This is a genomic window from Mycobacterium cookii (genome assembly GCF_010727945.1).
GTDB lineage: Bacteria > Actinomycetota > Actinomycetes > Mycobacteriales > Mycobacteriaceae > Mycobacterium > Mycobacterium cookii.
The window spans coordinates 4,703,990-4,728,603 of the sequence record NZ_AP022569.1 but is presented as its reverse complement, the minus strand read 5'-3'; the positions used below and the strand labels follow the sequence as shown (position 1 = coordinate 4,728,603).

Genomic DNA, 24,614 nt, shown 5'->3' with positions numbered 1-24,614 from the left:
ATTGCCATGATGGGTGAGTGACCCCTCGCCCCGACAATCCGCTCGCGCGGTTCAGCGTCGTCACCCGTGACTGGTTCGCGGGCACGTTCGCGGCACCCACCCCCGCGCAGGGCGACGCCTGGGCGGCCATCGCCGACGGCCACAACACACTGGTCATCGCGCCGACCGGTTCCGGCAAGACACTGGCGGCGTTCCTGTGGGCCATCGACAAGTTGGCCGGCTCGCCGCGGGCGGGGCGGGCTGCGGGAACCAGGGTGCTCTACGTCTCGCCACTCAAGGCGCTGGCCGTCGACGTCGAGCGCAACCTGCGCACGCCGATGGCCGGGATGGCCCGGGTTGCCGCGCAACGGGGTCTGCCCGCCCCGGAGATCACCGTCGGGCTGCGGTCGGGCGACACGTCGCCGGCCCGACGCCGCCAGCTGATCAGCTCACCGCCGGACGTGCTGATCACCACCCCGGAGTCGCTGTTTTTGATGCTGACGTCAGCAGCCCGCGAGACCTTGACCGGCGTGGAGACGGTGATCGTCGACGAGGTGCACGCGATCGCCGGCACAAAGCGGGGCGCCCATCTGGCTTTGTCACTCGAGCGGCTCGACGACATGCTGGAAACGCCGGCCCAGCGAATCGGGTTATCTGCCACGGTGCGTCCGCCCGAGGAGGTAGCCCGGTTCCTGTCCGGGGCAGCCCCGACAACCATCGTGGCGCCCCCGGCGGCCAAGACCTTCGAGCTGACCGTGCAGGTGCCGGTGCCCGATATGGCCAACCTGGCCAACAACAGCATCTGGCCCGACGTCGAGGCGCGACTGGTCGACCTGGTCGAAACGCACAACTCGACGATCGTGTTCGCCAACTCCCGCCGTCTGGCCGAGCGACTGACCGCCCGCCTCAACGAGATTCACGCCGAGCGCTCGGGCGAAGGAACGGTGTCCAATGACGCGAATCCGAAGGTCGCCGGTGGCGCACCGGCCCATCTGCTCGGCAGTGGCCAGACCTACGGCGCGCCGACTTTGTTGGCCCGCGCACATCACGGATCAGTCAGCAAAGAGCAACGCGCCATCGTCGAAGAAGACCTCAAGACCGGGCGGCTGAAAGCGGTGGTGGCGACCTCGAGCCTGGAACTGGGCATCGACATGGGCGCAGTCGATCTGGTGATCCAGGTGGAGGCACCGCCGTCGGTGGCCAGCGGACTGCAGCGCATCGGCCGGGCCGGGCACCAGGTCGGTGAGATCTCGCACGGAGTGCTGTTTCCCAAACATCGCACCGACTTGATCGGCTGCGCGGTGTCGGTGCAGCGCATGCTCAGCGGCGAGATCGAGACGATGCGGGTGCCCACCAATCCGCTCGACATCCTGGCCCAGCACACCGTCGCCGCGTCCGCGCTGGAACCGCTGGACGCCGACCGCTGGTTCGACACGGTTCGGCGCAGCGCACCGTTTGCAACGCTGCCGCGCAGCGCATTTGAGGCCACCCTGGACCTGCTGTCCGGCAAATACCCGTCGACCGACTTCGCCGAGTTACGGCCGCGGCTGGTCTACGACCGCGACCACGGCACAATGACGGCGCGGCCGGGCGCACAGCGGCTCGCGGTCACCTCCGGCGGCGCCATCCCCGACCGCGGCATGTTCACCGTCTATCTGGCCACCGACTCCGAAACCCCTTCCCGGGTAGGCGAACTCGACGAAGAGATGGTCTACGAATCCCGTCCGGGTGACGTCATCGCGTTGGGCGCCACCAGCTGGCGGATCACCGAGATCACCCACGATCGGGTGCTGGTCATTCCGGCGCCGGGCGAACCCGCGCGACTTCCGTTCTGGCGCGGCGACGATTCCGGGCGCCCCGCCGAACTGGGCCGCGCGGTCGGCAAGTTCACCGGTGAGTTGGCCGGCCTGGACCGTGGAGAATTCGAAAAGCGTTGTGCTGAGCTGGGTTTCAACGACTATGCCACCGAAAATCTGTGGAAGCTTCTGGATGACCAGCGCACCGCCACCACCGTGGTACCCACCGACGCCACGCTGCTGGTCGAGCGGTTCCGCGACGAGCTCGGCGACTGGCGGGTCATCCTGCATTCCCCGTATGGCTTGCGTGTGCACGGTCCGCTCGCACTGGCGGTGAGCCGGCGACTGCGCGAGCGCTACGGCATCGACGAAAAGCCGACCGCCTCCGACGACGGCATCGTGGTGCGGCTGCCCGACACCATCTCGGAGGCCGGAGCCGACTCGCCGCCGGGTGCTGAACTTTTCGTCTTCGATGCCGACGAGATCGACCCGATCGTCACCGCCGAAGTAGGCGGTTCGGCGTTGTTCGCGTCCAGGTTCCGGGAGTGCGCGGCGCGCGCGCTGCTGCTGCCGCGACGCAATCCCGGGCGCCGCTCACCGCTGTGGCATCAGCGTCAGCGCGCCGCACAGCTGCTGGACGTGGCCCGTAAATACCCGGACTTTCCGATCGTGCTGGAGGCGGTCCGCGAGTGCCTGCAGGACGTCTACGACGTGCCGACGCTGGCCGGGCTGATGACCGATATCGCCGCACGGAAAATCCGCGTGCTGGAAACCGAGACCTCAACGCCGTCCCCGTTCGCGGCGTCGCTGCTGTTCGGCTACGTCGGGGCTTTCATGTACGAAGGGGACAGCCCGCTGGCCGAGCGCCGCGCCGCCGCGCTGTCGTTGGACTCCACGCTGCTGGCGGAACTTCTCGGCCGCGTCGAGCTGCGCGAGTTGCTCGACCCCGAGGTGGTCGCGGCCACCGGCCGCCAACTGCAGCACCTTTCACCCGAACGGGCTGCCCGCGACGCCGAGGCGGTCGCCGATCTGCTGCGACTGCTGGGCCCGCTGAACACCGACGAGGTCGCCGCTCGCGCCGGCGGCGCTGATGTCGGCGGCTGGCTGGAGGCGTTGTACGCCGCCAAGCGGGCGTTGCCGGTTTCCTTCGCCGGCCGCAGCTGGTGGGTGGCGATCGAGGACGTCGGCCGACTTCGCGACGGCGTCGGGGTGGCGGTGCCGGTGGGCGTGCCGGCCAGCTTCACCGGACCGGTCGCCGACCCGCTGGGTGAGCTCGTCGGCCGCTACGCGCGCACCCACGCTCCGTTCACCACTACCGACGTCGCTGAACGCTTCGGGCTCGGCTTGCGAGTGGCGGCTGATGTGCTGGGCCGGATGGCCGCCGACGGCCGCCTGGTCCGCGGCGAGTTCTCCACCGACGCCGTCGGCGACCAGTGGTGTGACGCCGAGGTGCTGCGGATTCTGCGTCGCAGATCGCTGGCGGCGCTGCGGGCCCAGGTGGAACCGGTCAGCACCAGCGCCTACGCCCGCTTCCTGCCCGCCTGGCACGGGCTGGCTGCAGCGACGGGTTCGCCCGCGAACTTCGGCCTCGACGGCCTGGCCGCCGTCATCGATCAGCTGGCCGGGGTCCCGCTGCCGGCCTCGGCGATCGAACCGCTGGTGCTAGCTCCACGCGTGCGCGATTACTCCCCCGCCATGCTCGACGAGCTGCTGGCCTCCGGCGAGGTCATGTGGTCCGGTGGCGGCGCGATTTCAGGCAGCGACGGCTGGATCGCGTTCCACACCGCCGATTCGGCGCCGCTGACGCTGGCCGCGCCGACCGAGATCGACGTCACCGCGACCCATCGCGCGATCCTGGACCTGCTGACCGGTGGCGGCGCGTACTTCTTCCGGCAGTTGCAGCACGGCGGTGCAGGCGAAAGCGAGCTCAAGGCGGCGCTGTGGGAGCTGATCTGGGCCGGCTGGGTCACCGGCGACACCTTCGCGCCGGTGCGCGCGACCCTGTCCGGGGGTCCGGGCGCACGCAAACGGTCGGCGCCCGCACACCGCCAGGGTCGCAGTAAGCGCCCACCCCGGCTGAGCCGCTACAGCGTCGCGCACCCGCAAGCGCGCTCGGCCGACCCGACGGTGGCCGGTCGGTGGTCGGCGCTGCCGACACCTGAGCCCGATTCCACTCTGCGGGCCCATCACCAAGCCGAGCTGCTGCTCAACCGGCACGGGGTGCTGGTGCGCGGCGCGGTGGCCGCAGAAGGAGTGCCGGGCGGCTTCGCCACGCTCTACAAGGTGCTGACCGCCTTCGAGGACGCCGGCCGCTGCCAGCGCGGCTATTTCGTCGAGTCCCTCGGCGGAGCCCAGTTCGCGGTCGCCTCCACTGTCGACCGGCTGCGCAGCTACCTCGACGGTGTCGATCCCGAGCGACCGGAGTATCGGGCCGTGGTGCTCGCCGCCGCCGACCCGGCCAACCCGTACGGTGCAGCGCTGCCGTGGCCGTCGCGCAGCGACGGAGACGGCGCGGCCCGACCGGGCCGCAAAGCTGGGGCGCTCGTTGTGCTGGTCGACGGCGAACTGGTGTGGTTCCTCGAGCGTGGCGGGCGGTCGCTGTTGAGCTTCGCCGACGACGACGCGGACGCCAGTCACGCCGCGGCCGTCGCGCTCGCAGATCTGGTCTCAACCGGGCGCATCAACGGGATCCTCATCGAGCGCGTCAACAGTTCGCCGGTGTTGGCGCCGCAGGTGTCCGCTGCGGTCGTGACGGCCCTGACCGACGCCGGGTTCGCCCGGACACCTCGCGGATTGCGGCTGCGATAACGCATGCCCGAGGGTGACACCGTCTTTCGCACCGCCGAGAAGCTGCGGGAGGCATTGGTCGGCCAGCTGTTGACGTACTGCGATGTCCGGGTGCCACGCTTTGCGACCGCCGACCTGAGCGGCCACGTGGTCGACGAGGTGCGCACTCGCGGCAAACACCTGTTCATCCGTGTCGGACCGGCCAGCATTCACTCGCACCTGAAGATGGACGGCAGCTGGCGGGTGACGTCGCTGACGGCGCGCGTCGACCACCGGGTCCGGATCATCTTGCAAACCAACGCTATCCGCGCGCTCGGCATCGACCTGGGCGTGCTGGAGATTCTCGACCGCGAACACGATTTCGACGTGGTCAACCATTTGGGGCCCGACCTGCTGGGCGACGACTGGGATCCAAAGGTCGCCTCCCACAACCTGACTGCGCAACCCGATCGGCCCATCGCCGAGGCGCTGCTCGATCAGCGGGTGATGGCCGGCGTCGGCAACGTGTACTGCAACGAACTGTGTTTCATCAGCGGCCACCTGCCCACCGCCCCGGTCAGCGCGATCGCCGACCCGCACCGGCTGGTGTCGCGTGCCCGCGAGATGTTGTGGGCCAACCGCTTCCGTCGTAACCGCTGCACCACCGGCGACACCCGGGCGGGCCGGCAGGTATGGGTGTACGGCAGGGCCGGACAGGGCTGTCGTCGCTGCGGCACGCCGGTCAGACGGGACGGCAGCGGCGACCGGGTTGCGTACTGGTGCCCAGCTTGCCAACGCTGAGCGACGATGCGGTAAACGCTCGCACTCGCTGACGACGACCGCGCAGCGCGCTTCGAAAGTCCGGGCGTGGCATGCAATGATCTCAAGGCAAGCGGCTTGGCTTGCCATCAGCAAAACTCGCAATTCTGCTGAGCGGAAAGGTTCACCGTATGTCGACCACCCAAGTGCGCTCACCCATTTTCTTCCTGGTGGCATTGCTTGGCCTTGTGACGGTCACTACCCCGACGGCGCATGCCGACGCGGTGGACAGCAATTTCCTGAACGCGTTGAAGGCCAAGGGAGTTACGTTCGCATCGTCGCAGGCCGCGATTCAAGCCGGCCATCAGGTCTGCGATGAACTCGACCAGGGCCGAGCGACGCAGGACGTCGCCAACGATGTGATGCAGCAAAGCAGTTTGGACGGTTACCACGCCGGCTTCTTCGTCGGAGTCAGCATCGCTGCGTTCTGCCCGAGACATTCCGGTCAGTGACACAGACCGGGAACTGCGTGCGATGACGAAGTTACTGGTCAGCCTCGCGATCCTGCTCGGCGCCGCGGCCGCCGCCGCGACGCCGGCCGGCGCCGACCCCAACCCGTTCGGCACCCTGGGCTGTAGCTGTCACTCGCGAGGCGAAACCCCGACCGGCAAGCCGGACCTCCGAAATCCGATCGATCAGGGAATTCAGAATGGCCTCGGCTCATTGCACCGCACGCGCGGCTCGTGAGCTGACCCCTAGCCCGCCGACGGCGGTGGCTTCATCACCTTGCCCTTGAGCTCGGCACCGATCGCGATGTCGTCGTACTTCTGCGCCTTGCGCTTCCGCCAGCCGCTGCCCGGCGAAATCGGCGGCGGCATCAGCGGTGGCATCGACATACCGGACATGCCGCCCGACAACGGCGATGCCGCCGACGCGAGTTGCACCGGCGCCTGGAGCATGGGCGCCGCGCTGGGCGGCGCGCTCAGCGTGCCCATCGGCACCGCGGCGCCCAGCGCAGCGGAGGTGTTGATCTCGCCGAGCCCGGCGGCACCCAACGCACCCAGCCCTCCCCCGCTCTGACCGATCGCCCCCAAGGCTCCAGCGGCACCGCCACCCAGATTCGCCGCCGCCCCGCCCAGCGCTTCCTCACCCTCGGACACGCCCTGGCCGATTTGGCTGCTGACACCCTGCAGGGCCTGCGCCGACTGGCTTTGCGCCAGGTAGCTGAGCAGGTTGATCGGAAACCCGGACGACACGAACTGGTTGGCATAGACGTTCGCCAAACCGATATAACCGGTCACCGGGTCGCTAATCCCAAGATTGATTCCCGAGCCACTGCCAGCAGCGGGCGCAGCAGAAGTGGTCGCCGCGGTCGTCGCCGCGGAGGTACCGGTCGTGGCAGCAGGCGACGCGCCGGCCTGGGTGGACAGTGCGCTCGGATTCGTGGTCGAGGTCGGCGACGAGAACTGCGGCAGCGTCGTGGCTTGCGCCGAGGTTGCCTGGTACCGATTCATCGCGGCCGCATTGTTGGCCCACATGGCCTGGTATTGAGCCTCGGTCTGGGCGATGGCCGGAAGATTCCTGCCGAACATGTTGGTCGCCAACAACTGCGCCAGCCGGGTCCGGTTGGCGAGGACCTGAGACGTGGGCACCACCGACGCACTCACCGCGTTGAACGCCGCGGCGGCGGTCTGCGCCGAGACGGCCACCTGCTGTGCTTGCTGCGCGGTACCGCGCAGCCACGTCACATAGGGCTCGACGGCCTGCAGCATCTGCGCGGACGACGGACCGTGCCAGGTGCCGTCCAGCGACGTCAGCGCCGCGGCATAACTCTCGGCAGTGTCTTCCAGTGTGGTGCCGAGCTGCTGCCACGCCGCGGCCGCCGCGATCAGCGACTCCGCGCCGGGTCCCGAATGGATCAGCGCGGACGTGATCTCGGGAGGCACTGTGGTGAACTGCATGGCACCGACCATTGACTACCGCCGAAAAGCTTCTGGAACATTTGATTGACTACGGCGAAAAAACCCCCCGAACTCTACGCTGCAACGCCGTTGAATCGTCACGATATGGCATTCACCGCGGCCACCAGTCGCGGCTTGAATTCCGCCGGGACGGGGATGTAGCCGTTTGCGGCCAGGTCATTCTGGCCTGCACCGACGGCGCTCTGCAAGAAGGCGCGCACGGCAGTGCCGACCTGGGGATCGGGGTATTTCGAGCAGACGATCTCGTAAGTCGCCAGGACGATCGGATAAGAGCCGGGCTGGTTCGGGCGGTAGAACGAGATCGTGTCGAGCGCCAATTCATCGCCTCTCTTGACGTACCAGGCGCCCGAGATTGTCTTGCCCACCGACTCGGAGCTGATCGCTACCGGATCCGGACCAGCCGACGTGATGATCTTGGCCACGTTCAAGTTCTGCTGCCGGGCGAATGACCATTCGAGGTAGGTGATCGACCCTTCGGTGTTCTTGACCGCCTCGGCGGCGCCGTCGCTGCCGACCGCGCCCTCACCGACGCCACCGTTGAATTTCTTGCCCGCGGGCAATCCCCAGGTGCCCCGCGACGCGGTGTCGAGATACCGCTGGAAGTTGTCCGTGGTCCCGGACTCGTCGCTGCGGAATACCACGTGAATCGGCTCGTTCGGCAATTCGACACCGAGGTTCAGCAGCCCGATCGCGGCGTCGTTCCACATGTTGATCTGCCCGTTGAAGATCTGCGCCGCGGTCAAGCCGTCAAGGTTCAGCGACGTCACGCCCTTGACGTTGAACGCGATCGCGATGGGGCCCACCACCAGCGGCAGGCTACGCACCTGCGAACCACACCGCTGCTGACCTTTTTCGTACTCCGCTTTCGTCAGCGTCGAGTCGGACGCACTGAAGTCGGTTCGGTTATCCACGAAGTCGCTTATCCCGGCACCCGAGCCATTGGCCGTGTACTCCAAAGATTGTCCGGGGCAGGCTTGTTCGAATGCCTTGACGAAAAGCGCCATCGCGTTTTTCTGCGCTGTGGAACCGCTGGCCTTCAGGGCCGATTTGCCGCCACAGGTCACTTTGACCGGGGGCGCAGGCGTTGCAGCAGGACTTCCACCCCCGGCGTTGTTATGGCCGCCGCAGGCCGACAGAATTAGAGCGCAACTTGCCAGAATACTCAGCGCGGCGCCAAACCTATTGAGCTTCAATCCAATTCCTTTTACAGATGAGATCATCGCCGCCGGCATAGCCTCAGCCCGTCGAACTCCTGCCTTCGTTGCGGGCATGACGCATCGTAACAAGATTCGCACTGTCGCAATCATGCCCGGTTGTCGCCGGTTTTGCCGGGCTCGCGATTTCAGCCTCAGTTTCCCGCTTGTTCACGTTCGTGATGGTCGGCGCAGCCGGGTGAGGGCCTCACCAGCCGGCACTGTTCACGCGATATTGACGCCCGCACCCGGATCGCTCGGCGCGGATTGCCTAACGTGGAATACCAACGGTCGGCAGAGCGTTGACGCTCAGTGACCTGCGTCGCATCCCCCGCGCGACATGCCCGTCATCACAACTGGCGAAAGAATTGACCCGACGACTGCGCCCGTATCGTCATACGAGTAGCCGTCAAAGATCAAAGGACAGATAACGTGCCAACACTGCATAGCTTTGTCAGCGCGCGCCTCGCTGACCTCGGTACCGCCGGCGGCTTCACCGTTCGAGCACGTGACATGTGCCGCACGGTCGTGTCAGCGGCGGTGTCCGCGCGAAGCACTCCGCGGCCCATACCGACGGCGGCACCGCGGCCGCGTCACATTGTGATCGGCCACGACCTACCGCTGATCAGCCCCGGCGTCGAGCGCTGCTGACGTCGGCGGTGTGGGCAACTGCCTGTCGCTGACGAATGACAGGCGGGCCCCACTCAGCGGATCGTCGAACTCGATCCGCTCCGCCAACAGCTGCAACGGCGTGGAGAAGTCGTCGGCGGCCACCTCGAGGATGTCGGGATACAGCGGGTCTCCGTAGATCGGGACACCGAGCGACGCCATGTGCACTCGAAGCTGATGTGTGCGCCCCGTGCGCGGCGTCAACCGGTAGAGCCCATCCTGCGATATCAGCTCCACCACCGTCTCGGCGTTGGGCGGGCCGGGTTCCTCGGTGGCTTGAAAGTTGCCACGGCGCTTGACGATACGACTGCGAACGAGCCGCGGTAACTCCAGATCCGGTGCCACCGCGGCCCGCGCCAGGTAGGTCTTGTCGACCGCGCTACGGGCGAACAGCGTCTGATAGGCCCCGCGAAGCTCGCGACGGGTCGTGAACAGCAACACCCCGGCGGTCAGTCGATCCAATCGATGCGCGGCGCTCAGCTCGGGCAACCCGAGTTGCCGGCGAAGCCGGACCAACGCCGTCTGCGCTACATGAACGCCACGCGGCATGGTGGCCAGGAAGTGCGGCTTGTCGGCGACCACGAGGTTCTCGTCCTGGTACAACACCGGGATGTCGAACGGCACCGGCACCTCGTCGGGCAGTTCGCGGTAGAGGTAGACGTGAGCGCCCGCCGGCAGCACCGTGGCCGGATCGAGCACCACACCACGCTGGTCGACGACCTCGCCGGCGATCGCCTTGGCGGCCACGGCGGGACCGAACCTGCTGGTCAGCTCGTCGCCCAATGGCCCGCCGAACACCCGCAACCGCGCCGGCCCGACGCCGTCGCGGGGCGGCAGCGGCGGGGGCCTCACGGCTGGCTCAATTGAGCGGCACCGGCTCGAGGATCTCGGCGCGAGCCTCCGGGGCGCTGGCTCGCAGCGCGTCGGCCGACGCGTCGTCGGGTTGGGTCTGAGACAAGACCTCGGCCTCAACCCGCGCGATGTACGTCTCGACCTCGCGGTCGACATCGTCGTCCGTCCAGCCGAGGATCGGCGCGACGATGTCGGCCACTTCGCGGGCACAGTCGACACCGCGGTGGGAGTACTCGATGGCGATGCGGGTCCGCCGCGCCAGGATGTCTTCGAGATGCAATGCGCCCTCCGCGGCCGCGGCATAGGCCGCCTCGACCTTCAGGTAGCCGGGTGCGGCGCTGATCGGGTTGAGCAGCTCGCGGTGGTCGGCCGCCATCGCGAGCACCTCGTTGAGCAGCGACCCGTAGCGGTCCAGCAGATGGCGTACCCGGTACGGGTGCAGTCCCGCGATGGCGCCGACGTGCTCGGTCTGGTTGATCAGCGCGAAGTAGCCGTCGGCGCCCAGCAGCGGCACCTTCTCCGTGATCGACGTCGCAACACGGGCCGGAACGTATTGCGCCGCAGCGTCGATCGCATCGGCGGCCATTACCCGGTAGGTGGTGTACTTGCCGCCCGCAATGGCGACCAGGCCGGGCGCGGGAACCGCGACGGCGTGCTCGCGCGACAGCTTGGACGTCTCCTCACTCTCCCCCGCCAGCAGCGGCCGCAGCCCGGCGTATACGCCGTCGATGTCGTTGTGCGTCAACGGAGTTGCCAGCACGGTGTTGACGGTGCTGAGGATGTAATCGATGTCGACCTTGGTGGCGGCCGGATGCGCGAGGTCCAGATTCCAGTCGGTGTCGGTGGTCCCGATGATCCAGTGGTTGCCCCACGGGATCACGAACATCACCGACTTCTCGGTGCGCAGGATGATCGCGGCGTCGCTGACGATCCGGTCCCGCGGCACCACGATGTGCACACCCTTGGACGCCCGAACCCGAAATCGCCCGCGCTGCTTGGACAATGCCTGAATCTCATCGGTCCAGACCCCGGTCGCGTTGACGACGACATGGCCGCGCACCTCCGCAACCGCGCCGTCCTCCGAGTCGCGCACCCGCACACCGGTCACCCGGTCGCCTTCGCGCAGCAGTGACACCACCTGGGTGGACGAACGGACGACCGCGCCGTACTGCGCCGCGGTACGCACCACGGTCAGGGTGTGCCGCGCGTCGTCGACGACGGTGTCGTAGTAGCGGATACCGCCGATCAGCGAGCTGCGCTTCAGACCCGGCGACAGCCGCAGCGCACCGGCGCGGAACAAATGTTTTTGTCCCGGAACGGATTTCGCGCCACCGAGCTCGTCGTAAAGCAACAGACCAGCGGCGACATACGGCCGCTCCCACCACCGCTTGGTCAGCGGATAGAGAAACGGCAGCGGCTTGACCAGGTGCGGAGCCAACGTCGTCAACGACAGCTCGCGCTCGAACAGCGCCTCACGCACCAAGCCGAATTCCAGTTGCTCGAGATAGCGCAGCCCGCCGTGAAACATCTTCGACGATCTGCTCGAGGTGCCGGAGGCGAAGTCGCGGGCTTCGACCAGTGCGACTTTGAGCCCGCGGGTGGCGGCGTCCAGAGCGGCTCCCGAACCCACCACGCCGCCACCGATGACGACGACGTCGAATTGCTCGCTGCCGAGGCGATCCCAGGCCGCGGCACGTTGCCCGGGTCCGATGATCGAACCCGGCCGGGTCTGTTCGCTGGCCGGGATGCGAATCTCGTCGCTCACGGCACGGTCTCCTGTCGGTTACTCGTCAGTAGATTTGTCGGTTCAAGGCTACCTGGCGCGGGGCGGCGCTCAGTCCAGGTCGTCGTGCGCCATCAGCCGCCGCGCCGCCTCGGTGATCGAGCCCGACAGCGACGGATAGACGCTGAGGGTCTGCGCCAGATGGTTGACGGTCAGCCGGGTCTGCACGGCCATCGCTATCGGCAGGATCAACTCCGACGCGATCGGCGCCACCACCACGCCGCCGATCACCACACCGGTGGCCGGACGGCAGAAGATCTTGACGAAGCCGTGCCGCAGCCCGGACATCTTGGCCCGCGCGTTGGTCCGCAGCGGCAACATGATCGTGCGCGCCTGCACCGATCCGTCATCGATGGCTGATTGCGGCACACCCACCGCCGCGAGCTCGGGCCGGGTGAACACCGCGGCGGCGACGGTCCGCAGCCGGATCGGGGTGACGGCCTCGCCGAGGGCGTGCCACATGGCGATCCGGCCTTGCATGGCGGCGACCGAGGCCAGCGGTAGCAGCCCGGTGCAGTCGCCGGCGGCGTAGATGTTCGACACCGACGTCCGCGACACCCGGTCGACGCTCAGGTAGTTTCCCGGCCCCAGTTCGATGCCCACCCGTTCCAGGCCCAGCCCGCCGGTGTTGGGCACCGAGCCGATCGTCATCAGCGCGTGACTGCCTTCGACGGTGCGGCCGTCCGCCAGCTTCACCACAACGCCGGAATCGGTGCGGGTCACCGAGTCGGCGCGGGCGTTCTTGACCAGCTCGACGCCGCGTTCGGCGAAGATGCGCTCCAGCACCTGGGCGGCGTCGGCGTCCTCGTAGGGCAGTATCTGGTCGCGGCTGGCGACCACCGTGACGTCGACGCCCAACTCGGTGTAGGCGTGCACGAATTCGGCGCCGGTGACACCGGAGCCGACCACGATCAGGTGTTCTGGCAGCGCCTGCAGGTCGTAAAGCTGACGCCAGGTCAGAATGCGCTCGCCGTCGGGCCGAGCGGTCGGCAGCTCGCGGGGGCTCGCGCCGGTTGCGATCAGCACCACGTCGGCGTCGTAAATGCTGGTGCCGCCGTCCGGTGCGGTGGCCTGAACGCGGTGTGTGGCCAGTCCGGGAGTGGTGTCGACCAGTTCGCCCCTGCCGGCCACCACGTCGACGCCCGCGTTGAGCAGTTGCGCCTTCACATCGGCGGACTGTTCGGCGGCCAGCCGCTTGACGCGCTGGTGGATGTCGGGCAGCGAGATCTTGGCGGCTTCGATGTCGATGTCGAAGCCCAGATGCGGCCCGCGGCGCAATTCGGTGCGCACGCCGGTCGACGCAATGAACGCCTTCGACGGCACCACGTCGAACAGCACCGCGGCGCCGCCGATGCCGTCGGAGTCGATGACGGTGACGGCGGCACCGCGCGCTGCTGCGACGAGCGCCGCCTCGTAACCGGCGGGTCCTCCCCCGATGATCACGATGCGGGTCGCCACAGCCCTTAACCTAACGAAGGTTGCGGATACCCGCCGCATCAGCGGGCGCCGTCTAAGATTTCCCCGTGCCGCTCTACGCCGCCTACGGCTCGAACATGCATCCCGAACAGATGCAGCAGCGCGCACCCCATTCGCCGATGGCCGGAACCGGCTGGCTGCACGGCTGGCGGCTGACCTTCGGCGGCGAGGACATCGGCTGGGAAGGCGCCCTGGCCACCGTGGTCGAGGATCCGACCTCGAAGGTGTTCGTCGTGCTCTACGACATGACGCCCGCCGACGAGAACAACCTCGACCGCTGGGAAGGCTCCGAGCTCGGCGTCCACAAGAAAATCCGCTGCCGGGTGGAACGCGTGTCGTCGGACACCACCACCGATCCGGTGCTGGCGTGGCTGTATGTCGTGGACGCCTGGGAAGGTGGCCTGCCGTCCGCGCGATACATCGGGGTGATGGCCGACGCCGCGGAAATCGCTGGCGCGCCAAGCGAATACGTGCACGAGATCCGCACGCGGCCGGCGCGCAACATCGGTCCGGGGCACAGCGAATAAAGTTTCGTCACACACGTCACGTGGGTCTCTGTGTCGGCCGACACCCGATGTGCCCGCCTTTGAGCGACAACCGTGTCGGCCGTTAAGGCGTTGCCCGGTATCTGGTTTCCAGTGCGATGCACAGTTCGGCTGCCGCGCGGGGATCACCGAGCGCACGTCCGGTGTACTGCTCGAGCTTTCGCAGCCGTTGCCGGACGGTGTTGGGGTGTACGTAGAGCACGTTCGCGGCGCGCTCGGCCGAACCGCCATTGTCGAACCAGGCGTCGAGGGTATCGAGCAGCGCGTCGCGCTCGTGACGTGGCAAGTCATCGAGTGGTCCGAGCACATTCTCGGCAATCCGGCTCATCACCTCGGGCGCCGCGGCGGCGGTCACCGCCATCACATCGCGGTCGAAGATGGTGACCGGGCTGCGCTCCGGCCGGCTCCCGGTCATGGCGATCCGGGCGTAGCGCAGAGCGCTCGCGGTTTCGGCCAGGTCCAATATCGGCGGGCTGATGCCCACCCGCGTCGAGACGTATCCGCGCAGCAACTCCACGACGGCGTCGAGGCTGCCGGCCGGACCGAGGTGAAGGATTCCGATCTCGATGTCGGGCTGCAGCCGCCATGCCGAGAAGATGCCCTGCGCCAATAGTCGGGCCTCGATGTCAGGCAGCACTGATCGACCGATGCTGGCCAATTCCGCGCACACCACCAGGTAGGGACCTTGCAACGAAATGCGAAGCGTGTCAGCGGTATTCCACATATCGACCGTGTCGGTGAGTCGGCCGTCGATCAGCGCCTGCACCATCGCCGATCGCTCCTGCTGGCGGCCGACGAATTGGCGGGCCATCTCTTCCTGATACCCCGTGACCATCGCTGTGGTGAACTCGTCGAGCACCAGCCACATGGCCGACGAGGCCCCGACAACGCCGGCATCGGTCACCGTGTCGCGGCGCGCGGCTTCGGCGCGAAGCTCGTCCCAGATAAACCGTGCGCACATCCGATAGGAGTCCATGACGGCCGCCAGCGGCACACCGGCGGCGGCCCGGTTGCGGCCGGTCTCCGCCGCCGCTCGGGTGTCATAACAGATCGTCGTCGCCCCGAAGGCCCCGAGGATGAAGTCGAGATGGGTCCGCACCGTGGTGCGCAATTCGTCGTCGGACACCAAGGCCACACTCCGGTGGAAGCCCACCTCGCTGCGCATCAGCGCCAGCATGGTGTCGGCCAGTTCGTCGGCCCGCGACAATAGGGCCGCACCCAGTTCAGCGAGCTGGGCCTCGACGGAATCGGCCGGCATAGCGGCAGCCTAGTCGTCGTCGCTCAGGGGATGAGCACCGTCGATCCATGTGTCTTGCGGCCTTCCAGGTCGCGATGGGCTTGCGCCGCGTCGGCGAGTCGATAGGTCTTCCCGGTCGTCACAGTGACCGTGCCGTCCAGTATCACCTGGAACAAATCGGCTGAACGCCAAGCGAATTCGTCGTAGGTTCGGTTGAAGTGGGTGCGCATGGGCCGGGTCAGATACACCGAGCCCGCGGCGTTGAGCCGCTGCGGATCGACGGGTGGCACGGGTCCGCTGGACGCTCCATACAAAGCCAACGTGCCGCGGATCGCCAGACTGGCCAGGCTGGCATCGAACGTCGACTTGCCGACGCCGTCGTACGCGGCGGCCACACCTTCCCCGTCGGTCAACGACCGGATCGCGGCGCCGAACACCGCCGGGTCGTTCGGATAGTCGAGCACCTCGACCGCCCCTGCCTGCCGCGACAGTTCAGCCTTCTGCGGCGTCGAGACGGTCGTGATCACCCGGGCACCCAAGCTGGTCGCCCACTGCGTCAGGATCAGCCCGACTCCGCCGGCCCCGGCATGAAGCAAGACGGTGACATCCGCACCGACGGGATACACCGACCTGATCAGCAGGTGCGCGGTGTGGCCTTTGAGCAGCGCGGACGCGGCGACCTCGGGTGCGACGCCGCCGGGAACGGGAGTCACCAGGTCGGCCGGTGCAACCGTGAATTCGGCGTACGCACCGAGAGCGTCTGAGGTGGCCACGCGGTCGCCGACCGACAGCCGGCCGACTTCCGCACCCACCCCGACGACGGTGCCGCAGACCTCGCTGCCGAGAATGAACGGAAGTGGCCGCGGATACAGCCCGGTCCGGAAATACGTGTCGATGAAGTTGACGCCGATCGCCTCGGCCTTGATCAGCACCTGCCCTGGCCCGGGTTCGGGCACCGGACGCTCGACGTAATCCAGGACCTCGGGGCCGCCGAGTGCGGAGACCTCGATAACGCGCATCGTCAGCCCAGATGCGCGACTTGAGGTTTGGTCGGGATCACGATGACGGTCGGCCCGTCGGCGCCCAGCGCAGCCTCGAATTCCTTGACCAGTTGCTCGGTTCCGTCGACCGTGACAGCGCGGCAGCCGAAGCCGATCGCCAGCGACTCGATGTCCAGGCCGGGCAGATCCAGACCCGGCACGTTGGGCGTCTTCTCCAGCAGCGCAAAGGATTTCAGAATCGAGTATTCGCCGTTGCGCATGACGACGAACACGATCGGCAGTTTGTGCTGTGCTGCGGTCCAGATCGCCTGGATCGAATACTGGAAAGACCCGTCGCCGATAGTCGCCACCACATGACGATTACGCCCGCTGGCCCGATCGCCCAACGCGACGCCGACGGCGCCCGGTACGCCCCACCCGATGCCGCCGCTGCCGGTGGCGAAGAACGATCGGGGTCCGACGGCCGGCAGCCAGCGCTGCTGCTCGGCCAGCGTCGACGTTGACTCGTTCGCCAGCGCCGCCCCGGGCTGCCTCACCGTGCTCAGCGTCGAGTAGACCTGCTCCGGGGTCAGCGGGGCACTCACCGATTCGACGGTCGCCGGGCTTCGGTCGATCGGCGTCGGCGTCGGCCGGCCGGATTTGGCCTCGATCAGCGGGGTCAGCTGCTGCAGGGCCAGCAGGGTGTCGCTCAGCAGGCTGTCGCCGACGGGCGCCGCACCGGTCAGGAACGGATCGTTGGTGATCTGCAGCAGCTCGGTGCCGTCGGGCAGGTAGTCGCCGGGCACATACGGGTAGTAGCGGAAGACCTGCGCACCGACCACGACTACGAGGTCGTGACCGCGCAGCACCTCGGTGACTTCGGCGATGGTCATCGGCAACAACCCCTGCCAGAGGGCATGGTTCTCCGGGAAGCCCGCCCGGTCGGTCAGCGGGCTTCCGTAGACCGGGGCGTGCACCTTCTCCGCGAACGCGACGCCGGCGTCCCAGGCGTCGGCCCGGTCGACCTCGGGACCGATCACCAGCGCGGGTCGCTGCGCCCGGTTGATCCGGTCGGCGAAGGCGCGCAGCCGGTCCGCGTCGGGGGCAATCCGCGTGCTTGACGTCCGCACGACCGCGGGACCAAGAGCTGGTTTCTCCCAATCATCAAGGGGGATGGACAGATACACCGGGCCCGCCGGCGGCTGGACCGCGACCGTGTAGGCCCGCATGAACGCAGCCGGCACATCCTCGGCCCGTGCCGGTTCGTAGGCCCACTTGACCCACGGCAACGGCAGCTGCGTCGCGCTGGTGTTGGTCAGATACGGCTCGCACAGCGACATCTCGCGCGTCTGCTGTCCGGCGGTGACGATCAACGGAGTGTTGCTCTTGTAGGCGGCGATCAGGCTGCCCATCGCGTTGCCGGTGCCCGCCGCGGTGTGCAGGTTCACCAGCGTCGGTTTACCGGTGGCCTGCGCGAAGCCGTCGGCCATCGCCAGCACCGACGCTTCCTGCAAGCCAAGGACATAGGTGAAGTCGTCGGGAAAATTCTTCAGGAACGTCTGCTCGGTCGATCCCGGATTGCCGAACACCGTCGTCAGGCCCAAGGTGCGCAGCAGGCCGTATGTCACATCCCAAATCGTGGATTGCGTAGCCATGTCGAGAATTTTCGCAGCTTCGGTCACGGCCCGCTGGTGTCGCGACCAACATCGTTTCCTATCGAAATCTGTGCCGGGCCACACTCCCAGCGATCAACCCAGCGCGGCGGACTGCTCCACGATGTTGACCATCAGCCGCAGCCCGACCGCCAGTGCCCGCTCGTCGAGGTCGAACGTCGGCTGATGCAGATCGAGCTGTGGACCGTGACCCGACCACACCCCCAGCCGCGCCATCGCTCCGGGCACTTCCTCCAGATACCAGGAGAAGTCCTCGCCGCCGCCGGATTGGCGGGTGTCGGCCAACGCGTCCGGGCCGAGCGCCTCGACGGCGTGGGTGATGATCCGCGTCGAGACCTCTTCGTTGACCACCGGCGGAACCCCGCGGTTGTACTGCACGGTGTGCTCGATGCCCAGCGGCGACAGCAACGCCGCCACCGCCTCCCGGACGATGTCCTCCAGGCCCAGCCAGGTCTCCCGGCTGGCGGTCCGGATGGTGCCGGCCAGTGTGCCGCTCTGCGGAATGGCGTTGGCGGCCACGCCGGCATTGACCGCGCCCCACACCATCACGGTGCTGTTGCGCGGGTCGATGCGCCGCGACAGGATGCCGGGCACGCCGGTGATCAGCGTGCCCAGCCCGTAGACCAGATCGCTGGTCAGGTGTGGCCGCGAGGTGTGCCCGCCCGGCGACGACAGGCTGATCTCGATCATGTCGGCCGCCGACGTTATCGGACCGGTCTTCACCGCGATCCTGCCGACCTCCAGCCGGGGATCGCAGTGCAGCGCGAAGATGCGGCTCACCCCGGACAGCGCGCCCGCGGCGATGGTGTCGATCGCACCGCCGGGCATCAGTTCTTCGGCCGGCTGGAAGATCAGCCGCAGCCCGACCGGCAACTCGGGCGCCCCCGCCAGCGCGAGCGCGGTACCCAGCAGGATCGCGGTGTGCCCGTCGTGCCCGCAGGCGTGGGCGGCGTTCGGCATCGTCGAGGCGTACGGGGCACCGGTGCGCTCAGCCATCGGCAACGCATCCATGTCGGCCCGCAACGCGATTCGAGGCTCGCGATCCGGGCCGAAGTCGCAGGTCAACCCGGTCCCGCCTGGCAACACCTTCGGGTTGAGCCCGGCGTCGACCAGCCGCTCGGCGACGAACTGCGTGGTGACGTACTCCTGGCGGCCCAGTTCCGGATAGCGGTGGATGTGGCGCCGCCACTCGACCAGTTCGTCGAAGTGCGCGGCGAGCCAGGAGTCCGCGACGTGGGCGAGAGTCATGACGCCGCCCGCTGTGCTTGTGCAGCCAACACCCGGTCGCGCTGGTCCGGCGAATCGGCAACGCGAACAACCGTGCGCGCCAACATGATTGCCCCATCGAGCACGGCCTTGTCGGCGCTGGCACCGGCGGCGGCTGCGGTGAATGCGGGCTGATGCAACGACGCGCCGCCGGCATCGACGGCCACCATCGGGTGGATGCCGGGCAGCAACTGGGTGACGTTGCCCATGTCGGTGCTGCCCAGCGGCAGCGCCGCTTCCAGCGCCTGGTCGACGGGCGCACGGCCGAGTCGCGTCATCTCGGCGCGGACCGCCTCGGCCATCCAGGGGTCCGGCTTGAGCGCGTCGTACATCGGCTCGGTCTGCTCGACGGTGTGGTCGCAGCCGGTGGCGACCGCGCCGGCCAGGAAACAGTTGCGGACCTTGGCTTCCAGGTCGGCCAGCGACGATGCCTCGGTGGCGCGCATCGTGTACTGCAACTCGGTGTGCGCGGGAATGACGTTGGCGACCTGGCCGCCCTCGGCGACGATGCCGTGCACCTGCTGTCCCGGTGCGAGCTGCTGGCGCAGCAAGCCGATCGCGACCTGCGCGACGGTGACGGCGTCGGCGGCGTTGATGCCCTGGTATGGCGCGGCCGAGGCGTGCGCTTCTCGTCCGCGGTAATCCACCCGGACCGCCGACAGGGTCAGCGACCGGGCCGCCGCGATGTCGACCGGACCGGGATGCACCATCACCGCGAGCGCCAGGTCGTCGAACACACCGGCGTTGAGCAGCAACACTTTTCCGCCGCCGAACTCTTCGGCGGGCGTGCCCACCAGCACCACTTTCAGCCCGAGCTCATCGGCGACGTCGGCCAGCGCCAGCGCGGCGCCGACGGCCGACGCGGCAATGATGTTGTGGCCGCAGGCATGACCGATCCCCGGCAGGGCGTCGTATTCGGCACACACCCCGACTGTCAGCGGGCCGCTGCCGAACTCCGCACGGAACGCGGTGTCCAAACCGCCCGCTGCCGAGGTGATCTCGAAACCCCGCTCCGCCACCAGCGCCTGCGTCTTGGCGCAACTGCGGTGCTCGGCGAATGCCAACTCCGGTTCGGCATGGATCGCGTGCGACAGCGCGACGAGGTCGGTGCTGCGACGCTGCACCGTGTCCTCGACGTGATCCAGCACCGGGATTGGGCCCATCGTCGCAGTATCTCACCGACGGTGACGGGCGGACTAAGCTGCCGCTCTGTGACCGGTCCACCAGACCCCGACGCGCTTGCACGGACGGCTGCGCAGTTCATCGCCGACATCACCGAGATCGCCGAGCACGACGTCGCGATCGTTCTGGGTTCGGGGTGGTCACCGGCCGTGGCCGCGCTGGGCCGGCCGACCGCGATTCTGCCGATGGCAGACCTGCCGGGGTTCACCCCGCCGACCGCGGTCGGGCACACCGGTCACGTGTTGTCGGTCGGCATCGGTGCGCATCGCGTGCTGGTGTTGGCCGGTCGGGTGCACGCCTACGAGGGCCATGACCTGCGGCACGTCGTGCATCCGGTGCGAACGGCCTGCGCAGTCGGCGCGCGCGTGGTGGTGCTGACCAATGCCGCCGGCGCGGTGCGCGAGGACTTCGCCGTCGGCCAGCCGGTGTTGATCAGCGACCACCTGAACCTGACCGGGCGATCGCCTTTGGTCGGAGCCCAGTTCGTCGACATGGTCGACGCATACAGCCCGCGGCTGCGGTCGCTGGCCCGCGAGGTCGACCCGACGCTGGACTACGGCGTGTACGCCGGGCTGCCCGGGCCGCATTTTGAGACGCCCGCCGAGATTCGGATGTTGCGGACGCTGGGCGCCGACCTGGTCGGCATGTCGACCGTGCACGAGACGATCGCCGCGCGCGCGGCGGGCGCCGAGATACTCGGCATCTCGCTGGTCACCAACATGGCCGCGGGCATCACCGGTGAGCCGCTGAGCCACATCGAGGTGCTCGCCACCGGCGCGGAGGCCGCGACCCGGATGGGCGCGCTGCTGGCCGACGTCGTCGCGCGGCTCTGAGGCTCTGAGGCTCGCATGACTCCGGAGGAGTGGATCGCCCACGACCCCGATCCGGTGACGGCCGCCGAACTCGCCCGTTGCGATCCGGCCGAGCTGACGGCGCGGTTCGCCAGGCCGCTGACCTTCGGCACCGCCGGATTGCGCGGCCCGGTGCGGGGCGGCCCGGACGCGATGAACGTCGCGGTGGTGCTGCGGGCGACGTGGGCGCTAGCGACGGTGCTCACCGGTCGCGGCGTGGCCGGCTCGACGGTGATCGTCGGACGGGACGCGCGACACGGGTCGGCCGAATTCTGTGTGGCGGCCGCGGAAGCGCTTGCCGCCGAGGGATTTTCGGTGATGCAGTTTGCCGATCCGGTACCCACGCCGGTGCTGGCGTTTTCCGTGCGGCAGACCGGCGCGGCGGCGGGCATTCAGATCACCGCGTCACACAATCCACCGGCCGACAACGGCTACAAGGTGTACCTGGACGGCGGGATTCAGATCGTCTCCCCCACCGACCGGGAGATCGAAGCCGCGATCGACGGCGCGCCATTCGCCGACGAAATCGCCAGGGCGCCAGTCGAACCCGCCGGTGCCGAACTGATCGAGCAGTATATCGACCGGGCCGCGGGGCTGCGGCGGTCGCCGGGACCGGTTCGCGTCGCGTTGACCGCCTTGCACGGCGTGGGCGGCGCGGTGGCGGTGGAGACACTGCGCCGCGCCGGCGTGCACGACGTGCACACCGTCGCCGCCCAATTCGCTCCCGACCCCGACTTCCCCACCGTGACATTCCCGAATCCCGAAGAGCCCGGCGCCGCCGACGCGGTGCTGGCGCTGGCCGCCGACGTCGATGCCGACGTCGCGATCGCACTTGATCCTGATGCCGATCGGTGCGCGGTCGGCATCCCGACGCCCACCGGCTGGCGGATGTTGTCGGGTGACGAAACCGGTTGGCTGCTCGGCGATTTCACCCTGTCGCGCACCGAGCCGAGCACACTGGCGACCAGCGTGGTGGCCAGCACGGTCGTGTCATCGCGGATGCTGGCCTCGATCGCGGCGCGCTGGGGCGCACACCACGTCGAGACCCTCACCGGTTTCAAGTGGCTGGCTCGCGCCGACGCCGAGCTGCCCGGCACGTCCCTGGTCTACGCCTACGAGGAGGCCATCGGGCACTGCGTCGACCCGGCGGCGGTCCGCGACAAGGACGGCATCAGCGCCGCGGTGCTGGCCTGCGATCTGGTCGCCACGCTCAAAGGATCAGGCGCATCGGTGCTGGACGCGCTCGACGACCTCGCCCGCCGGTTCGGTGTGCACGTCGGCGCCGCCGTATCGAGGCCGGTGGCCGACCCCGACCGGGCAGCCGCCCTGATGCGCCGACTGCGGGCAGCGCCGCCGACGAAGCTGGTCGGGTTCGCCTCAGCCACAACGGATCTGATGAGCCGGACCGATGCTCTGATCTTCACCGGCGGCGACGCAGGCACGTCGGTGCGCGTCGTGGTCCGGCCCTCAGGCACCGAACCGAAGGTCAAGTTCTACATCGAAGTCCGCTCCGGCACCCGCCCGCACGCCGCCGCACTGTGTGACGAACTCGCCGCCGCAGTACGGAGCTGGTAGCTCAGCGCGGACCGAACTGGCGATCGCCGGCGTCGCCGAGACCCGGCACGATGTAGGCGACCTCGTTGAGCCCGGCGTCGATGGCCGCCGCAAACAACCGCGCGTCGGGTGCCGTCTTCTGCAGCGCCGCAACACCTTCCGGGGCCGCCACCACGCACAGCACGGTGATGTCGTCGGCACCGCGGCTGTGCAGCAGGCCGACGGTGTGCGTCATCGAGCCGCCGGTGGCCAGCATCGGGTCGAGGACGAGCACCGGTTGGCCACGCAGATCGTCGGGCAACGACACCAGGTACTCGGTGGGCAGTGCGGTTTCCTCGTCGCGGGCAACCCCGACGAACCCGACGGCCGCCTCGGGTAGCAGCGCGTGCGCCGGCTCGACCATGCCGAGCCCGGCCCGCAATACCGCGACCAGAAGCGGCGGGGTGGCCAGCCGTGTCCCCGTCGTTTCGGCCAGCGGGGTGTGGAGGTCGACCGTGTCGCGCGGCGCATCGCGGGTGGCTTCGTAGACCAGCATCAGCGAAAGGTCGGCGAGCGCGGCGCGGAAGGTGGCGTTGTCGGATCGCTCATCGCGCAGTGTGGTGAGCCGGACCGCGGCCAGCGGGTGGTCGACGACATGCACATCCATCGCGTCGACCCTACGGGCCGCCCAGCGCTTAGGCGCCGAAGAAGTTGAAGATGTCGAACCCGTACCCGACGAGGTCGATCAGCGGCTGACCGGAGATCAGCGGCGATCCGTCGAGGATGGCGTCCGGACCCAGCGACGGGATGCTCGCTGTCGCGTCGGCCCATGCAGTCAGCAGCGACGCGTCGAGCTGGTTGGTCAAGTCGTAGCCCGACAGTGTCAGCAACCCGTCGACGAACGACGTCGGCAGCGGCGATTGGCCGGCGTCCCCCAACAGGTCGTTGATCGGCCCGACGAACGTCTGCACCGCGGCGTACTCGACGCCGGCCAGCATCTGCAGCGGGTCCATCTTCGGGATGAAGCCGTCGACGCCGGAGGCCATCAGCTGGCCGGTCGCGTCGACCTGCCAGGGGCCGATCGCATCGGTGCCGTTGACGCCGACGAACGGGTCGCCCGGGTTGCCGTAGCCCCAGTCGTCCACCAACTTCGCGAACGGGCTGAAGGTGTCGTAGAAGAACATTCCGGCAGGTCCGCCGTCGTACATGAACGCCAACGCCGGCAGCGGCGCGGGGATCGCATGGAAGGTGGTGTCGCCAATCTTCCCCAGGTCGATGATGTTCCCGGTGTCCAGGTTCACCCCGGGCGTCGGGTCGGGGTAGTACGGGTGCACCGTCTCGATGCCGATCAGCGCATTGATGTCGGCCCAGATGTTGGTGGGGTCCGAGGGGAAGTCCGCCCAGCCGTCGTACTCGCCCATGTAGATGTCGGTGGCGATCCCGCTGAGCGGTGTCGGTTCCAAGCTCATCGGAATGTCCAGGAACGGAATGTGCTGCGGTTCAGGGCTCAAGCTGAACGCGCCCACGCCGTCCGGGAACTGGAAGCGGTCCAGCATGCCGCCGATCGGACTGTTCGGATCGCCGAGCAGCGTGAAATGCAGGTCGCTCAGGTTCACCCCGGCCGGGGTGTGGTTGATCAGATTGTTCATCTCGACCGTGGCGACGGTCGCGCTCTGCGAGTAGCCGAGCACCGAGACGTTGTCCCCCGGGACGATCGCACTGTTCAGGTCGCCGACGCCGGCATTCACCGAGTCACCGAAACCCAGGTCGGGCTGGCCGGCCGAGCATTCGATCGGACAGAACTGCTCCGGCGTCGTCACGGGTTCGAAGTTGTATCCGGAGTACTGGCTTAGGTAGAGGCCTTCGACGCTGTTGAGGTAGGCCTGGTCGGGCATCGGGTTGCCGGTACCGCCCATGATCAAGCCGTCGTTGGCAAGCAGGCCGACGTCGGCCATCAGCGCGCGCACCGCGGACGGTCCGGTCACCGCCAAGGCCGTGCCCAACACAGCCGCCGAACATGCAACACCCAGCGCACGACCCCGCACACTCGACATGGCGACCTCCCTGCCGCGGGTCCCCCGACCCTGCGGTT

At 68.2% G+C, this 24,614-nt stretch carries 19 protein-coding genes; 7 read left to right on the top strand and 12 right to left on the bottom strand.

The genetic code is table 11. The annotated features are described in order from the left end of the window. Positions 1 to 17 precede the first annotated feature (17 nt). From G6N27_RS22185 to G6N27_RS22170, 4 genes are all read left to right on the top strand, one after another. Entirely contained in the window at positions 18 to 4,583 is a 4,566-nt protein-coding gene (locus G6N27_RS22185) for an ATP-dependent helicase (RefSeq protein ID WP_163780175.1), read from the top strand. Between the two features lie 3 nt (positions 4,584 to 4,586). Next, the gene (gene nei2, locus G6N27_RS22180) at positions 4,587 to 5,342 is read left to right on the top strand and encodes an endonuclease VIII Nei2 (protein WP_163780173.1); all 756 of its coding nucleotides are present in this window, start codon (positions 4,587 to 4,589) and stop codon (positions 5,340 to 5,342) included. A 149-nt stretch (positions 5,343 to 5,491) separates the two neighbouring features. After that, positions 5,492 to 5,812, top strand: a complete 321-nt coding sequence (locus G6N27_RS22175; RefSeq protein WP_163780170.1) for a DUF732 domain-containing protein — start codon at positions 5,492 to 5,494, stop codon at positions 5,810 to 5,812. A gap of 22 nt (positions 5,813 to 5,834) precedes the next feature. Beyond that, positions 5,835 to 6,047 (top strand): hypothetical protein, encoded by a 213-nt coding sequence (locus G6N27_RS22170; RefSeq protein WP_163780168.1) that lies wholly within the window; start codon positions 5,835 to 5,837, stop codon positions 6,045 to 6,047. An 8-nt stretch (positions 6,048 to 6,055) separates the two neighbouring features. On the opposite strand, the gene G6N27_RS22165 is transcribed toward G6N27_RS22170, so the two are convergent. The 5 genes from G6N27_RS22165 to G6N27_RS22145 form a co-directional block, all read right to left on the bottom strand. Continuing rightward, positions 6,056 to 7,261 (bottom strand): PPE family protein, encoded by a 1,206-nt coding sequence (locus G6N27_RS22165; protein WP_163780167.1) that lies wholly within the window; start codon positions 7,259 to 7,261, stop codon positions 6,056 to 6,058. Positions 7,262 to 7,359: 98 nt separating this feature from the next. After that, positions 7,360 to 8,475 (bottom strand): phosphate ABC transporter substrate-binding protein PstS, encoded by a 1,116-nt coding sequence (gene pstS, locus G6N27_RS22160; protein ID WP_163780165.1) that lies wholly within the window; start codon positions 8,473 to 8,475, stop codon positions 7,360 to 7,362. Between the two features lie 615 nt (positions 8,476 to 9,090). Next, positions 9,091 to 9,996: a pseudouridine synthase gene (locus G6N27_RS22155; protein ID WP_163780163.1), complete on the bottom strand. Its 906-nt coding sequence runs from the start codon at positions 9,994 to 9,996 to the stop codon at positions 9,091 to 9,093. Between the two features lie 7 nt (positions 9,997 to 10,003). Continuing rightward, a complete protein-coding gene (locus tag G6N27_RS22150; RefSeq protein WP_163780161.1) occupies positions 10,004 to 11,761 on the bottom strand; it encodes a glycerol-3-phosphate dehydrogenase/oxidase in 1,758 nt (585 codons plus the stop codon). A 69-nt stretch (positions 11,762 to 11,830) separates the two neighbouring features. Then, positions 11,831 to 13,237, bottom strand: a complete 1,407-nt coding sequence (locus tag G6N27_RS22145) for an NAD(P)H-quinone dehydrogenase (protein ID WP_163780159.1) — start codon at positions 13,235 to 13,237, stop codon at positions 11,831 to 11,833. Positions 13,238 to 13,302: 65 nt separating this feature from the next. Between G6N27_RS22145 and G6N27_RS22140 the strand changes: the two genes are divergently transcribed. Next, positions 13,303 to 13,782, top strand: a complete 480-nt coding sequence (locus G6N27_RS22140; RefSeq protein ID WP_163780157.1) for a gamma-glutamylcyclotransferase — start codon at positions 13,303 to 13,305, stop codon at positions 13,780 to 13,782. Between the two features lie 82 nt (positions 13,783 to 13,864). Here the strand turns inward: G6N27_RS22140 and G6N27_RS22135 are convergent, their stop codons facing one another. From G6N27_RS22135 to G6N27_RS22115, 5 genes are all read right to left on the bottom strand, one after another. Beyond that, on the bottom strand, positions 13,865 to 15,058 hold the full coding sequence (locus G6N27_RS22135; protein WP_163780154.1) for a PucR family transcriptional regulator: 1,194 nt from the start codon (positions 15,056 to 15,058) through the stop codon (positions 13,865 to 13,867). A gap of 23 nt (positions 15,059 to 15,081) precedes the next feature. Continuing rightward, on the bottom strand, positions 15,082 to 16,056 hold the full coding sequence (locus G6N27_RS22130; protein WP_163780153.1) for a quinone oxidoreductase family protein: 975 nt from the start codon (positions 16,054 to 16,056) through the stop codon (positions 15,082 to 15,084). 2 nt (positions 16,057 to 16,058) lie between these two features. After that, positions 16,059 to 17,672, bottom strand: a complete 1,614-nt coding sequence (gene mdlC, locus G6N27_RS22125) for a benzoylformate decarboxylase (protein ID WP_163780151.1) — start codon at positions 17,670 to 17,672, stop codon at positions 16,059 to 16,061. A gap of 93 nt (positions 17,673 to 17,765) precedes the next feature. Beyond that, positions 17,766 to 18,938 (bottom strand): M20 family metallopeptidase, encoded by a 1,173-nt coding sequence (locus G6N27_RS22120; protein ID WP_163780149.1) that lies wholly within the window; start codon positions 18,936 to 18,938, stop codon positions 17,766 to 17,768. Beyond that, positions 18,935 to 20,119 carry an amidohydrolase gene (locus G6N27_RS22115; RefSeq protein WP_163780147.1) on the bottom strand — a complete coding sequence of 395 codons (1,185 nt, stop codon included), beginning with the start codon at positions 20,117 to 20,119 and terminating at the stop codon, positions 18,935 to 18,937. The genes G6N27_RS22120 and G6N27_RS22115 overlap by 4 nt, the downstream gene beginning before the upstream one ends. Before the next feature lie 48 nt (positions 20,120 to 20,167). On the opposite strand from G6N27_RS22115, the gene G6N27_RS22110 reads away from it, so the two are divergent. Next, positions 20,168 to 20,971 (top strand): purine-nucleoside phosphorylase, encoded by an 804-nt coding sequence (locus G6N27_RS22110; RefSeq protein WP_163780145.1) that lies wholly within the window; start codon positions 20,168 to 20,170, stop codon positions 20,969 to 20,971. Positions 20,972 to 20,986: 15 nt separating this feature from the next. Beyond that, positions 20,987 to 22,564, top strand: a complete 1,578-nt coding sequence (locus G6N27_RS22105) for a phospho-sugar mutase (protein ID WP_163780143.1) — start codon at positions 20,987 to 20,989, stop codon at positions 22,562 to 22,564. Position 22,565: 1 nt separating this feature from the next. Here G6N27_RS22105 and upp read toward each other — a convergent pair whose 3' ends face one another. Continuing rightward, complete coding sequence (gene upp, locus G6N27_RS22100; RefSeq protein WP_163780141.1) at positions 22,566 to 23,189, bottom strand: uracil phosphoribosyltransferase; 624 nt, start codon at positions 23,187 to 23,189, stop codon at positions 22,566 to 22,568. A gap of 28 nt (positions 23,190 to 23,217) precedes the next feature. Then, the gene (locus G6N27_RS22095; protein ID WP_163780139.1) at positions 23,218 to 24,576 is read right to left on the bottom strand and encodes a PE-PPE domain-containing protein; all 1,359 of its coding nucleotides are present in this window, start codon (positions 24,574 to 24,576) and stop codon (positions 23,218 to 23,220) included. Positions 24,577 to 24,614: the final 38 nt, after the last annotated feature.

Bases quoted from the DNA above. Each gene is read 5' to 3' on its own strand.
- nei2 (WP_163780173.1), top strand. From the start codon at position 4,587: ATGCCCGAGGGTGACACCGTCTTTCGCACCGCCGAGAAGCTGCGGGAG.
- G6N27_RS22175 (WP_163780170.1), top strand. From the start codon at position 5,492: ATGTCGACCACCCAAGTGCGCTCACCCATTTTCTTCCTGGTGGCATTG.
- G6N27_RS22170 (WP_163780168.1), top strand. From the start codon at position 5,835: ATGACGAAGTTACTGGTCAGCCTCGCGATCCTGCTCGGCGCCGCGGCC.
- G6N27_RS22165 (WP_163780167.1), bottom strand. From the start codon at position 7,261: ATGCAGTTCACCACAGTGCCTCCCGAGATCACGTCCGCGCTGATCCAT.
- G6N27_RS22135 (WP_163780154.1), bottom strand. From the start codon at position 15,058: ATGCCGGCCGATTCCGTCGAGGCCCAGCTCGCTGAACTGGGTGCGGCC.
- G6N27_RS22130 (WP_163780153.1), bottom strand. From the start codon at position 16,056: ATGCGCGTTATCGAGGTCTCCGCACTCGGCGGCCCCGAGGTCCTGGAT.
- mdlC (WP_163780151.1), bottom strand. From the start codon at position 17,672: ATGGCTACGCAATCCACGATTTGGGATGTGACATACGGCCTGCTGCGC.
- G6N27_RS22120 (WP_163780149.1), bottom strand. From the start codon at position 18,938: ATGACTCTCGCCCACGTCGCGGACTCCTGGCTCGCCGCGCACTTCGAC.
- G6N27_RS22115 (WP_163780147.1), bottom strand. From the start codon at position 20,119: ATGGGCCCAATCCCGGTGCTGGATCACGTCGAGGACACGGTGCAGCGT.
- G6N27_RS22105 (WP_163780143.1), top strand. From the start codon at position 20,987: ATGACTCCGGAGGAGTGGATCGCCCACGACCCCGATCCGGTGACGGCC.
- upp (WP_163780141.1), bottom strand. From the start codon at position 23,189: ATGGATGTGCATGTCGTCGACCACCCGCTGGCCGCGGTCCGGCTCACC.
- G6N27_RS22095 (WP_163780139.1), bottom strand. From the start codon at position 24,576: ATGTCGAGTGTGCGGGGTCGTGCGCTGGGTGTTGCATGTTCGGCGGCT.